The sequence below is a fragment of the Pseudomonas sp. AB6 genome (assembly GCF_034314105.1).
Lineage (GTDB): Bacteria > Pseudomonadota > Gammaproteobacteria > Pseudomonadales > Pseudomonadaceae > Aquipseudomonas.
This window is the reverse complement of record NZ_JAVIWJ010000002.1, coordinates 61,820-73,525: the sequence shown is the minus strand read 5'-3', so window position 1 is coordinate 73,525 and position 11,706 is coordinate 61,820. Positions and strand designations below refer to the sequence as shown.

At 53.6% G+C, this 11,706-nt stretch carries 25 protein-coding genes; all 25 read left to right on the top strand.

What is annotated here, in order from left to right; genetic code table 11:
- Positions 1 to 607: site-specific integrase (locus RGW60_RS23615; RefSeq protein WP_322207093.1), on the top strand; the 607-nt coding region annotated here is incomplete at its 5' end.
- Positions 607 to 855 (top strand): PapB/FocB family fimbrial expression transcriptional regulator, encoded by a 249-nt coding sequence (locus RGW60_RS23610; RefSeq protein WP_322207092.1) that lies wholly within the window; start codon positions 607 to 609, stop codon positions 853 to 855. The genes RGW60_RS23615 and RGW60_RS23610, both read left to right, overlap by 1 nt.
- 69 nt (positions 856 to 924) lie before the next feature.
- Positions 925 to 1,107, top strand: a complete 183-nt coding sequence (locus RGW60_RS23605; protein ID WP_322207091.1) for a hypothetical protein — start codon at positions 925 to 927, stop codon at positions 1,105 to 1,107.
- 111 nt (positions 1,108 to 1,218) lie between these two features.
- On the top strand, positions 1,219 to 1,515 hold the full coding sequence (locus RGW60_RS23600) for a hypothetical protein (RefSeq protein ID WP_322207090.1): 297 nt from the start codon (positions 1,219 to 1,221) through the stop codon (positions 1,513 to 1,515).
- Positions 1,516 to 1,526: 11 nt separating this feature from the next.
- Positions 1,527 to 2,138 (top strand): DUF6012 family protein, encoded by a 612-nt coding sequence (locus tag RGW60_RS23595; RefSeq protein ID WP_322207089.1) that lies wholly within the window; start codon positions 1,527 to 1,529, stop codon positions 2,136 to 2,138.
- Positions 2,139 to 2,150: 12 nt separating this feature from the next.
- The gene (locus tag RGW60_RS23590; RefSeq protein ID WP_322207088.1) at positions 2,151 to 2,480 is read left to right on the top strand and encodes a hypothetical protein; all 330 of its coding nucleotides are present in this window, start codon (positions 2,151 to 2,153) and stop codon (positions 2,478 to 2,480) included.
- A 20-nt stretch (positions 2,481 to 2,500) separates the two neighbouring features.
- The gene (locus RGW60_RS23585) at positions 2,501 to 2,674 is read left to right on the top strand and encodes a hypothetical protein (protein WP_322207087.1); all 174 of its coding nucleotides are present in this window, start codon (positions 2,501 to 2,503) and stop codon (positions 2,672 to 2,674) included.
- A gap of 8 nt (positions 2,675 to 2,682) precedes the next feature.
- Positions 2,683 to 3,021, top strand: coding sequence for a hypothetical protein (locus tag RGW60_RS23580; RefSeq protein ID WP_322207086.1), 339 nt, complete (start codon positions 2,683 to 2,685; stop codon positions 3,019 to 3,021).
- A gap of 9 nt (positions 3,022 to 3,030) precedes the next feature.
- The gene (locus tag RGW60_RS23575) at positions 3,031 to 3,411 is read left to right on the top strand and encodes an HNH endonuclease signature motif containing protein (protein WP_322207085.1); all 381 of its coding nucleotides are present in this window, start codon (positions 3,031 to 3,033) and stop codon (positions 3,409 to 3,411) included.
- 7 nt (positions 3,412 to 3,418) lie between these two features.
- A complete protein-coding gene (locus RGW60_RS23570) occupies positions 3,419 to 4,030 on the top strand; it encodes a DUF6012 family protein (RefSeq protein WP_322207084.1) in 612 nt (203 codons plus the stop codon).
- A 102-nt stretch (positions 4,031 to 4,132) separates the two neighbouring features.
- On the top strand, positions 4,133 to 4,708 hold the full coding sequence (locus RGW60_RS23565; protein ID WP_322207083.1) for a hypothetical protein: 576 nt from the start codon (positions 4,133 to 4,135) through the stop codon (positions 4,706 to 4,708).
- Between the two features lie 448 nt (positions 4,709 to 5,156).
- Entirely contained in the window at positions 5,157 to 5,930 is a 774-nt protein-coding gene (locus tag RGW60_RS23560; protein ID WP_322207082.1) for a DUF4942 domain-containing protein, read from the top strand.
- A 102-nt stretch (positions 5,931 to 6,032) separates the two neighbouring features.
- Positions 6,033 to 6,479 (top strand): RadC family protein, encoded by a 447-nt coding sequence (gene radC, locus RGW60_RS23555; RefSeq protein WP_322207081.1) that lies wholly within the window; start codon positions 6,033 to 6,035, stop codon positions 6,477 to 6,479.
- A gap of 43 nt (positions 6,480 to 6,522) precedes the next feature.
- On the top strand, positions 6,523 to 6,795 hold the full coding sequence (locus RGW60_RS23550) for a transcriptional regulator (protein WP_322207080.1): 273 nt from the start codon (positions 6,523 to 6,525) through the stop codon (positions 6,793 to 6,795).
- A gap of 250 nt (positions 6,796 to 7,045) precedes the next feature.
- Positions 7,046 to 7,357, top strand: a complete 312-nt coding sequence (locus RGW60_RS23545; RefSeq protein ID WP_322207079.1) for a hypothetical protein — start codon at positions 7,046 to 7,048, stop codon at positions 7,355 to 7,357.
- Positions 7,358 to 7,451: 94 nt separating this feature from the next.
- A complete protein-coding gene (locus RGW60_RS23540) occupies positions 7,452 to 7,634 on the top strand; it encodes a hypothetical protein (RefSeq protein WP_322207078.1) in 183 nt (60 codons plus the stop codon).
- 133 nt (positions 7,635 to 7,767) lie between these two features.
- Entirely contained in the window at positions 7,768 to 7,980 is a 213-nt protein-coding gene (locus RGW60_RS23535; RefSeq protein ID WP_322207077.1) for a hypothetical protein, read from the top strand.
- A 31-nt stretch (positions 7,981 to 8,011) separates the two neighbouring features.
- Complete coding sequence (locus tag RGW60_RS23530; RefSeq protein WP_322207076.1) at positions 8,012 to 8,233, top strand: hypothetical protein; 222 nt, start codon at positions 8,012 to 8,014, stop codon at positions 8,231 to 8,233.
- A 196-nt stretch (positions 8,234 to 8,429) separates the two neighbouring features.
- Entirely contained in the window at positions 8,430 to 8,765 is a 336-nt protein-coding gene (locus RGW60_RS23525; protein WP_322207075.1) for a hypothetical protein, read from the top strand.
- 206 nt (positions 8,766 to 8,971) lie between these two features.
- Positions 8,972 to 9,514 carry a hypothetical protein gene (locus RGW60_RS23520; protein ID WP_322207074.1) on the top strand — a complete coding sequence of 181 codons (543 nt, stop codon included), beginning with the start codon at positions 8,972 to 8,974 and terminating at the stop codon, positions 9,512 to 9,514.
- A 12-nt stretch (positions 9,515 to 9,526) separates the two neighbouring features.
- Positions 9,527 to 9,913, top strand: coding sequence for a hypothetical protein (locus RGW60_RS23515; protein ID WP_322207073.1), 387 nt, complete (start codon positions 9,527 to 9,529; stop codon positions 9,911 to 9,913).
- A 118-nt stretch (positions 9,914 to 10,031) separates the two neighbouring features.
- Positions 10,032 to 10,268: a hypothetical protein gene (locus tag RGW60_RS23510; RefSeq protein ID WP_322207072.1), complete on the top strand. Its 237-nt coding sequence runs from the start codon at positions 10,032 to 10,034 to the stop codon at positions 10,266 to 10,268.
- 165 nt (positions 10,269 to 10,433) lie between these two features.
- Positions 10,434 to 10,682 (top strand): hypothetical protein, encoded by a 249-nt coding sequence (locus RGW60_RS23505; protein ID WP_322207071.1) that lies wholly within the window; start codon positions 10,434 to 10,436, stop codon positions 10,680 to 10,682.
- A 91-nt stretch (positions 10,683 to 10,773) separates the two neighbouring features.
- Positions 10,774 to 11,328, top strand: a complete 555-nt coding sequence (locus RGW60_RS23500) for an NYN domain-containing protein (protein ID WP_322207070.1) — start codon at positions 10,774 to 10,776, stop codon at positions 11,326 to 11,328.
- A 110-nt stretch (positions 11,329 to 11,438) separates the two neighbouring features.
- Positions 11,439 to 11,693, top strand: a complete 255-nt coding sequence (locus RGW60_RS23495; RefSeq protein WP_322207069.1) for a hypothetical protein — start codon at positions 11,439 to 11,441, stop codon at positions 11,691 to 11,693.
- Positions 11,694 to 11,706 lie beyond the last annotated feature (13 nt).

Below are 11,706 nucleotides of genomic sequence, written 5' to 3'. Positions count from 1 at the left end.
TAAAGTGAGCAGCCCGGAGAACGGCGGTCGTGATGCGGCGTTGTTGCTTACATGCTTTGGCACCGGAATGACCGTGACGGAGATTTGCCGCCTGCGCGTAAGCGATTACCTCACCGAATCAGGCGCTGTGCTGATCGACTCCCAGGTGCGTGCAGAAATCGCCTACAACCATCGTTCTAGGCCGTTGTGCTGGACCAGCAAGAAGTTGACCAATGCCATAGACGCGCACCTTGCAGAACGCCTTACACGCGGTCATGGGGTTTCAACCAGGGTGATGGCTTTTCGTGGTCTTGATCCTGAGTCGCCGTTGTTCGTGTCCGGTCGCACTGGTGAAGGGTTGAAAATCAGCGCGCAACGGCGAGACGGAAAAACGTACTACAGCGCGAACCAACTCAGCCGACTCTATACACGCCTCTTCGGTATGGCGGGGATCGAGGGGGCCAGCGCGCAGTCTGGACGCCGCACGCTTGCGGTCAAGCTCAAGCGCAGAGGCATCGACTTGCGGCACATCAGCGAGATATTGGGCATCGAGAGTCTGGAAGCGGTTAAGAAGCTCTGCGCGGGCGATCCAGCTCGTTTAGGCGACATAGTTCGGAGAATCATTTGATGGGTGTTTATGACTTGGTTCCGGGTAACGTCCCTGCCGAGCAATTTGACTTGCTGCTGGCTGGCACTGACATACGAGGGCCGAAGGTTCGTGAAGCTCTGCGGCAGCATCTTGTAGACGGTTTTACGCCAAAGGAAGCGTGCGAACAGACGGGGGCCAATCGGGGGCAGTTCTCTCTGCGTTTAAAGGCCATTCAGGACGAAAATGGCAGGGTCGTTACCTTGTTAAAATTTTACGCTATACCGTAAATATCTCTATACAAATTATACGCTATACCGTAAAATAACCTCATTGAAGCGAATCACTGAGGAATGATTATGACCACCGCTACCAAGGCACAGCTTGACCGGATCTATCGCAACACGCACAGCGACTACAAGGGTGTTTTTTCGGATGGTGTTCGCATGATTATGGTTTGCCGTGGTGCGACATGCCTTGTGCCATTGGAAGAGCTGACTGCCGAAGAAGTTATCAAGCGCCTGCCAAAGTCGAAGAAGTGAGGAAATCGCGGCGGATCTACCGCCCAGGTACACCCCAAGCCCAGCCGTCAAACCGCTGGGCCAAGTCAGTAGAAGGACGCCCATTCGCGTCCGCGCAAACAAGGACAAGTCATGAATCTTGAGCAACTGCATCAGTATCTTGGCGAACTGATCGAGGCAGGCACCGAACGTAAGTTGCCGGTCCTCCTGCCTGGGGCACACGACGAGGATCAGCCGCAGGAGTTAACTGAGGCGATGCTGATCAACGGGCTCTATCACGCCGATCCTGCCCCTTTGATGGTTGGTTTTCACCAGCGCACAGGTGCTGGTCTGTTGCTTAGTGGTCTGACGTTCGACATGGATACTCTCAAGGACTCACATGCTCCCGCGTGGCCGCCCGTTGAGCCGCCTGTGCCAGAACGCAGCTGAGTAGGAAAACCATGCTCATCCATTTGATACCCAATATCCTAGCGGACCGAACCAACGTGCCGTGTTCGCTTGTTGACCTGACCTGTAGCGAGTTGGGTTTGAATTTAACTGGCGGGAAAGAGCTGACGGCGCGGCGTCCCTACCCAAACAAAAACTATCTGGTGGCTTGCCGCAAGGTCGGGCAAAAGGCGGTGAATGGGTTCCTTGTCGAGACACAAGGCCCAGTGCGGGAATTCACTGTTGTAACGCGCTGGGCGGTCGCTGCGAGCCACATAGCAACACATAGTGTGCGTTACATCCTAGCTGATGCGGAGTTCGATACCGTCACGGAACAAATGATGCAGTGGGGGGCAACGCATCCCAGCCAGGGCGACTACAAATCACGTTATCCCACCGGTTGTACTTACGGCAGCCCTTTGGAGTCGCAACCGAGAATGGAAGCGTTCAAGCGGATTAAGCGAGTCGGGGAGTTCACAGACCAGCTCGACAAGCACGGTGCTGTGATTGAGCGATCCGAGGTGTTCCGTCTACCAACTCTGGAGCGTGAGCGGTTGACCAGAAGCCTTTTTGGCGACCGTATGCCGTCTATTGAAAACGCCTTTATGACTACATCCAACGGTTAACGGAAAACGCTCATGACCCGTAAGAAGCGTATAGCCCCTTGGATTGATCGCCGCTGCTGTGATTGGGACACGTTCCTAACCGGGCTGATGGGCGCAGCTCATCGTCTGGAGTTTCCGTTGATTCTGGTCAACTGGTGCGAGGCGCGCAGCCACTGGCGCCGTTATAGCTGCACTGGGGCCGATGTGATCAAGATGCAGCGAGGTCGTGAAATGAATGCCGCGCTTTACAACGGGTACGGCGAGCCACCGGGAAGCGATGGCAACAAAGGCGATAATGGCGGCGGTAATGGGCCTGTGAAGCCAATCAGACCGGCACCGATCAAGCCACCCGCTTTGGCGTAACTGTTCCGGGAAAAGACGCGATGAAAATCAAAGTAGAAGTAACGCAAGAGGATCTGGACGGCATGCTGTGCGACTCGCTGGACGAGTTCAAAGAGCAGATCCGGCACCAGTTGGATAACGGCGTTGTTGATGACGATGGCGGTGCAGGCTCTGACTGGATGGCTGACTACCAACTGGAAATCGTGAAGGTCTAGGAATTGTAATGGGAATGTTTGACGAGGTGAATTTCAGCTACAAGATGCCTGACGGGTTTGAACCTATTGGTTGTTACCAGACAAAAGACCTCGATTGTCTGATGGATATCTACACGGTATCGAAGGCCGGACGTTTGGTCAGAGACACGGTTTTTGAACAGGTTGAGCGTCCACTGGGTGACATGAATTTTTCGGGCCAGCTCAACGTGTATGCCACTTCTTTTCCAACCCGCCAGTGGCATGAATATGAGCTGGAATTTGTTGAGGGGACGCTTGTAGCCATCCGCTGCAAATCTCAACCAGGTCGGCTAATTTTCGACCCTGACCAATACAGCGACGATGAGTAGGAAAACGCCATGAGGCTGACGAAGAAACAGCGCATCGAGCTTCACGCGAAATTCGCGGGCCGCTGCGCGTATTGCGGGTGCGAGCTGGGCGACCGTTGGCACGCTGACCACTTTGAGCCGGTCATTCGTTTGGCTGATCAGCGCGTAGCCGAGCAACCAGCGAATCACGCCATTGGCAACATGATGCCCGCCTGTGCTCCCTGCAACATCAGCAAGGGCCGTCAGACGCTTGAGGGGTGGCGTCAGTGGCTGGCCGGACACATCAACAGCCTGAACAGCTACACCCCGATCTACCGCATTGCCAAGGCTTACGGGCTGATTGTCGAGACGGGAAAGCCGGTGGTGTTCCACTTCGAAACCGTGGGTGGGCTGACCCACGGCCAACCGTAGGAAAACCATGCTCATCCATTTGATACCCAATATCCTAGCGGACCGAACCAACGTGCCGTGTTCGCTTGTTGACCTGACCTGTAGCGAGTTGGGTTTGAATTTAACTGGCGGGAAAGAGCTGACGGCACGGCGTCCTTACCCAAACAAAAACTATCTGGTGGCTTGCCGCAAGGTCGGGCAAAAGGCGGTGAATGGGTTCCTTGTCGAGACACAAGGCCCAGTGCGGGAATTCACTGTTGTAACGCGCTGGGCGGTCGCTGCGAGCCACATAGCAACACATAGTATGCGTTACATCCTCGCTGATGCGGAGTTCGATACCGTCACGGAACAAATGATGCAGTGGGGGGCAACGCATCCCAGCCAGGGCGACTACAAATCACGTTATCCCACCGGTTGTACTTACGGCAGCCCTTTGGAGTCGCAACCGAGAATGGAAGCGTTCAAGCGGATTAAGCGAGTCGGGGAGTTCACAGACCAGCTCGACAAGCACGGTGCTGTGATTGAGCGATCCGAGGTGTTCCGTCTACCAACTCTGGAGCGTGAGCGGTTGACCAGAAGCCTTTTTGGCGACCGCATGCCGTCTATTGAAAACGCCTTTATGACTACATCCAACGGTTAATGGAAAACGCACCAGATACATCCAAGCCCCGGCCTAACACCGGGGCCGAGCCAGTACTAAGGGGCGGTGATCGCATTCCTGTAAATAGCAAAGGACTCCGCAGTGCAGAAAAAAGTATGCGTAACACTCATGACCGTAGCTGCAACCATTCTTTCTATGTCCGTTGTGCATGCCGCTGATGTGGACTGCAACGTTGGTTATCGCACAGTCAGTTTCGAATACAAGGGCCCCGCCAAGGATGCCCAGCAGCTTGCCGGTGATCTGGCTAGCAAGGCGGTAAGCATGTCAGGAAGCGAGCCGAAAGCGTTGCTAGACGCCGCTTTTGGCAAGGGTGGCTATGAAATTCAAGCTCGGGACATGATGGTCTTTGTTCCCAATGGTGCGGCGAACATCCACGGCGATTTGAATGAAGCTTCGAAGGCGGTTGTGAGTGCGGACGGTAAAAGCACCGTGGTCCGTTACCGATCAGGCTGGAAGTTTATTTACAGTGGTTTGGCAGGGAATGGGATCAATACAGAAGTCACTGTTCAGCAATTCGCAGAGACTCCTTTAGGTACTAAGCCAGCTGGATCTACGGCAACAGCCGTATTACATACAGGCGATTATTTGGTGGGTCAATGGGGATTTGGTGCCCTGCATGGTTTCGTAACCCAACTGGCAGAGACCGACTGCAAGTAATCGGCAGCAGATAGGAAAATCGCACCAGGTACATCCAAGGCCCAACCCCCCGCTGGGCCATCATGTAAAAAGCTCACAGCGTCTTCGCCGTCGCTCCGAAGAGGGGCTAGCCCCTCCGGGCTTCGCCCTACCCCAGATCCCACAAATGCTCCCTGCGATGGTGTGTCAGTAGGAAGTCTCCGCAGTCGCTCCGAACAGGGGCCAGCCCCTGCGCCCTGCGGGCTACCCTGGCCGCTGCAAGATTGAACCTGCCGGGACCTGACGATTTGTAGTGCTGCTAGTTGTGTAACCGTTGCGAAAGGCTGGGTTGGCAGGGTTGGGGGTATCTGACTGACGCGCTCATAAAATAGGGCTTAATGCCCTAGCAAGTGTTGATATATAGGGCGCTAAGCCCTATAATAAGTCCCATGGCCGGGTGCTTCGCCCAGGTCGAAATAGGGAATCCCTCATGAGCATGTCCACCAGCGTTGCAATACCCGCCACCCTCACCGACCTGCTGCAAGCGCGCAATGATGCGCTGCGCTTGATCGCGGATGCCTGCCGTATCACTGATATGGCCAAGCAGTTGCTAGAGCAGTACGGCCCTCACCTTATGCCACGCGGCGCCCAAGCTCCCGATAGCCAGGAGCGCGTGCGTTTCGAGCTGGATTGCAGTATGTGGCGCCGTGCGCTTGACCTAACTGGCTTCAAGACACTGATGGATGCGCAGGCTGTGGCCGAATTCGAAAAGAGCCTCGGCTCCGCTGCGCCAGAGTTCACCGAGGGGAACATTCGCGCCACCTTCATCGACTTGCGCATCAATGCAGAGTCAATGTTCCGTCGCGGGGTGTTCAACGTGTTCCGCTACCTATCGGACGACTATCGGACCAATGCGGTTGAGCCGTTCCGTATCGGCCGCAAGGTGGTTATGTCGTATATGATTCGCCACTCTTATCGTCGCGGCTTGGCAATCAATCACAGCGGGGCAGACAAGCTCAACGATCTTGATCGGGTGTTCCAAGTGCTCGATAACAAGCCGTTCCAGCCACGCGCTCTTGAGTCCGCCATGAATGCGGTTTTCGAAGATGGCCCATTGTTTGAAAGCGATTACTACCGCGCAAGGGCTTTCAAGAACGGCAATCTGCATCTTGAGTTCAAACGCTTGGATTTGCTCGAAAAGGTTAATGAGCAGATCGCCGAATTCTATGCGAATGGCGCCTTGCCGGATGCGCGTGCAGCCTAACTATATAGGGCGTATAGCCCTAATTTGTGTTGCATAGTAGGGCATTATGCCCTACTATGTATCTCAAGGCCGGGCGCTTCGCTCAGGTCGTAGGAGAAAGCAATGCAAGCATTTGAACTTGAAGTAATCCAGCAGGCTTTGGCCATTCTGGATAGTCATCTGAAAACCAAAGGCGAAGCATTGCAATCGCCGGGGGCGGTCCGCTCGTATCTGCGCCTTCAGTTGGAGCAGGAGCAGTGCGAAGTTTTCGCGGCGCTGTTCCTCGACACCCAGCATCGTGTTTTGCAGTTCGTGCGCATGTTCACCGGCACCATCGATCAAGCCTCTGTTTACCCGCGTGAAGTGGTTAAAACCGGCCTCGCGCTCAACGCTTCGGCGGCGATCATTTGTCATAATCACCCGAGTGGTGATTCCACGCCTTCGCACGCTGATCGTCAATTGACGGTTCGCTTGAAAGAGGCGCTGGGGTTGATAGAAATTCGCTTGCTTGATCACTTCGTCATCGGCCACGGCGAAACAACTTCCTTTGCCGAAATGGGCTGGATCTAAATTTTACGAGCCCCGAAAGGGGCTCAACCGCAAGGTGGATGCAATGGAAACCAAGGCGAGTTATAGAGAGAAGGTGGACATTCGGCCGGAATGTTTGCTCGCGCATAAAGACTGGGTTGAACCCACGGCTGATGAGGTGCGCGCCGCGCTGGAAATGGCCGGCTGGAGTGGTGAAGCCTTTTCACGCGTTATCGGTGTGGACGGTCGCACCGTGCGCCGCTGGACGCTGGGGGAAAAGCAGATCAATTATCCCGCATGGTGCGTGCTTTGTGTTCAAGCAGAGCTTGGCCCTATCTGGAGATTTTCCCCGCTTTAATCGTGCTTTGCACCACACCTGAATTGTTATAGGAATTTCAAAATGAGCGAACAGCCTAGCCTCACCATGAGTCGGGTACAGCGTTAAATCGATCTGATTACTAATGCAGAGAACACGCACACGATGCAGCGCGCTTATGACGTTGCATATGGCTATCTGTTGGCCCTGCGTGACGAGGGATTGATCGATAGCAGCGAGTTTTCCGCATTAGATGCGCAGGCCAATGAGGCCGGTAACGCATGGGTAGAGAATGGGCTTTTATCTGAAGATCTCCTTTGCCTTGCCGAGGATGGCTCTAAATGCTGGCTCGCTGATGACCAGGCTAACCGGTAGGAAATTCATCGTAATGTTCGAACGTGACGTTGACGTAAAATTACTAGTCATCGATGGCCCTTCTAAGGGGCAACGCATGGCTCAACCGGGAGAGCAGTTTACCGTTGAAGTAGCTAATGGTACGAGCAAAAACAAGGTTCGCGTTACTTACTGCTTGCGCCGCCATAGGCAGCTTGGCTTAGTTTGGGCCTCGCCAAACAACAAAAGTGTTTTAACTCTTCAAGGGTAGGAAAATCCCGAGAAACACTCCAAGCCCAGCCGTCGAACGTTGGGCTGAGCCATTAGAGAGACGCTACTTTTGCGTCCGCGAAAAGGAACGAGTGATGAGCACTGAATACGAAGAGATCGACTTTAAGGAGGTGGTGGCGGTGAGTTTTGCTGCTGGCCAAGGCGTCATTCAGCTGATGCCCAACATGACCGACGACCAGATTTTGTGGTTGATCAAAGATGCCTGCACCATGAGCAAGGGTATGGCGTTCCAGGTTATTCCACCACGGACAAACTGATCACGGAAAGGTAACACCAGGTACACCCAAAGCCCCGCCGTCAGAGCCCTTGACCACGGAATGGTTGTGCCGGTCGTGCTCCGAAGGCCCTCCAGCGGCCAACGATGAAAACAGCTAGAAAAAAGGAATTCACATGAGTTTTTCTGAACATGCACATAGCTCTGTTGGTGAACATATCGCTAATCAGGTGGCGAACGCTGTGGTTCACAGTTCGACCAATCATGTGGTCGGCGCGCTGATGCGCGGCCAAGGCTTGCTGATGATTGTGGTCATCGCCGTTGCCCTCGTTGGCGGAGTTTGGTTTTTTAAAAGCAGGGCTCGAAGCAAGAAATTCGAGGTTGAATAGGCACCCGATGCTTCTGATGGGAAAAAAGAGCATGACGACAGAAACGAATGTCAGCGAGCAGATCAAACGGGCCGAAAAACACGCCAACGAGCAGCTGAGCTATGGCGGGATTTTCCCCGGCACCGGGCCTTTCGGGAGCACGTTGGAATATCGCTACCAGGACGGCGATTTGGTAGACGAAATCGGCCAGATGCGACGCCTTGCGGATGCGCTGAACAGCCTAGCTGATGCGCTTGAATCCGAAGCCGAGTAGTTCAAGGAAAAGCATCAAGTACACCCAAGCCCCGGCCAAAAACCGGGCCCGAGTGGTTTTGAACAATAGTTTGTGACACCAAACAATAAGTCTTGACACCAGAGCGCTCTCAAAGCCACTTGTTTGAGTACCGGAGAAAAACATCTTCAACGATGTTAAAGCAGGGCTAACCGCGCAGAATTATGAGAAATGAGCTATGAATGACGCTAGTAAATTACCCCAAAATAAACATGGCGAAACTCACCTTGAAGAAGGCATGAAGCGCATTTTCACTGCTGTATCTGAATACGGACCTGAGTTGTGCCGGAGTTATGAAGGTGTATCTGAAACTGCCGTAAATATTCAGTCTGCGTTCGCAGAGTCCGGTTATAGCCTCTCCCTTGGCCAAGCTGAGGAGGTCTATGCCTTCTATTCGCATGGCAAATGGGCAAGCTGGCTTATCGGTGGCTGCCCCACACTGGACGACGCCAAAAAAATGTTGATTGAGTTCACCACCGATATTCTCGTTGGTGAAAATCACGCCGAGCTTTAAGGCCGGTGACAGCTTCGAGGATCGGAGTGTCAAAATCTATTGTTGAATATCGAGGCGCAATTGGTGGCCGTGGTTGAGGATTTTAAGAATCTATTTTAATGAGACCAAAATTGAGACTCTTGCACCGCCCTTTCTATGCGGGCAGCAGTGTCAGAATACTTTGTACGCCACCACCGAGGACGTAGAAGAGGACGCTTTCGGCCCATATGATTGAGCAGGAGAACGGCATGGAATTGGATGCACTGAACAAATACCTTGAGGCAACTCAAGACCATTTGGGCGTGGAGGATCAGCGTTATGGCGGAGGCTTCCGAGCGATTGTCGCCCATCGTTCGGCTACCGATTTTCTGTTCGGCATGCTTGACGGTGGCGACTTTGAAGCAACTGAAGCAATGGCGTTTCTCGGCGATAACCCGCTGTTCCCGTCTGCAATAGGGGCAACCCCGCAAGAAGCACTGCAAAATCTCAGTGTAAATCTTGGACTTCTTTACCAATTTGAAACCAGTACAGGCGCGTTCAAGTGGAAGGCTACGAGTCAATTTCAATTGAAGGCTCAGTACGACGCCGATCCGGGAGAGGATCGGGGCTGGTATGACGTGTCGTGGGTGGACATAGTTGGTGACCTGAAATCGAGCGCCCTCTATTACTACGAGGACTGCAAAGCCAAATGCAACGACAGCGAAAAGCGCGATTTGCATGCTTTGGTCAACTTCAAATATGAAGGCCAGTTCGCCAACCTAGTGAGTTAAGGGAAATTTGCCATGACCGCCCTAATCAAAGATCACCTGTTATGGCTCACAATTCCCTTGCTGCTTCTGTTCACCGCAGCCAAGGCCGAGGAGCCTGGTCAATATGCCGTGGCCGGATTAGGTGGTGATTCCTGTGCTTCTTTCGTGCTGTCGCTCTCAGACGACAAGCCCTCCAGCGCAGTTGTTATGGGGGGCAGGACCTACTTCACGATGGCCAATGCCTACACTCAATGGATCGCCGGCTTTGTTACTGCTGGCGGTAATGGGGCAAACCGGGTCGATGTAAACGGCATAGCTCTGTGGGTAATAAAATACTGCGAAGCCAATCCCTCGGAGATGCTTGCGATGGGGGCTGGGGCATTCATTCGCGCTCATCACCTGCTACCCAAGCCGAAATGATCGAGGACATTCAGATGAGCGCATGGGAATCGATGCCGGAACGCCCAAGCCTCGCAAACGCGGGGCTGGGTCGGTAGAAGCGTGTTGGATAGGCCGACATGCTAGTAGGAAACACACCATGAAAAAAAGCGTTATCGCGGTATCGGTACTGGCTCTGTTGTCGCTTGCTGGTTGCGCTTCCCAATCGCAGATCGAGGAGCAGAACAATCAACTTGCTGTTATCAGCGCTACCTTGAAACAGATCCAGGCGACCCAGGCTGAAGCCTTGGTCTTGCAGCAGATGCAGACCTCGGTGCAGATCGAAAGCAAGAATTTGCAAACGGTCCAGTATCAGCAGCAATTGCAGCACAAATGATTCAGGCAAGCCCGGTGCGCCGGGCCTGTCGAGAGCCGATTCGACGAGTCGGTTGCCGACAGCCACTAACACCACGGAAAAGTCGTCCAGGTACACCGCAAGCCCCGCCATCAAACGCGGGGCCGAGGACGTAGAAAGACAGCCGTTCTGAGAGGAACTCTTGCTATGCCGACAGAGCTAACCCCCGAAGATCGCCGCGCCAAAGTGCTGGCCGATCTACAAGAAGCAATCAACGACAAGGACGCCTTGCTGCGCAACCCCGAAGCGCATACCGGGCCTCTGACCGAGCAGGTCAAGGCCGCGTATCGGCAAGGCGTGATTGATGCCGACGACCAACGCGGATATCTGGAGTGGATCGACAGCGCCCAGGCGTGGGCCGTTGAAGAATTGCTAACCCGCGAACTGAATCAATAGGAAAGGTTGCTGCACCTACAAGCCCGCTCTGTGCGGGCCTTTGCAGTACCAGGGCGCGGCGTTCGCGTTCGATGATCGAGGGAATGAGCAAATGTCGTTGAACGTTTTTTGGGATAACTCCAACATCTGGCTTGTTGGGAAAAACTATTGCAGCCTCAAAGAGCCTGGCCACGAGCGTGAGTTTCGAGTTCATTTTAAGAAATTGCTGATGAATGTTGTCGACGGTCGGCAAATGGAATTTGCGTTTGTTGGGGGATCGCTACCACCGAACAATGACGTGTTATGGAGCTATTTTGACAACCTTGGAGTAAAGGTCGAGGTACAAGAACGAGGGGCTATCGGAGGCGGCGAGGTAGCGGTCGATCAAGCTATACAATACTCCATGCTGAAACGCCTGATTGACGCAGACGCACCTGGAACAATCCTGCTTTTGACGGGCGACGGCAATGGTCATTTGGATGGCGAAGGCTTCATTCCGGCACTGAAAAGAGCCGTGAAAATGGGCTGGAATATTGAGGTGGCCAGTTGGGATTTGGGCTGCAATCGGCACCTTCGTCAATACGCCGAGGAACATGGTGTGTATCGATCTTTGGAGCCTTCATACGAGCATATTACTTTCCTCGCGGGTGGTCGGAACGCTCTCTAGATAGATAGGAAAATCGCCCAAGTACACCGCAAGCCCTGCCGTCAAACGCGGGGCAAAGTAAGTAGAAGGACGCCCAACCTTGCGTCCGCAAAAAAAGATAAGGAATTCCAATGACGTCATTGAGTGAGCTGGATTTAACGATGGAAGCAGCATCGGCTTTAGCCGACGCGCTGGATTTGAATGCAAAGCCTTGCCCTACATCGCGTATCCGTTTCATTACGTGGATTCTGGGCCGTTTTGAAGACGCTGAATCTTTGCTTAAAACCGCCCAAGGCTTACCTGAACTGCCTTCTGAGCTTCGCTTGGACTATGACGCCTGGGTCACCCAGGGTTGTAAAACGCAAAGTGTCGATCTAGACAAATAGCCACGGAAAATCG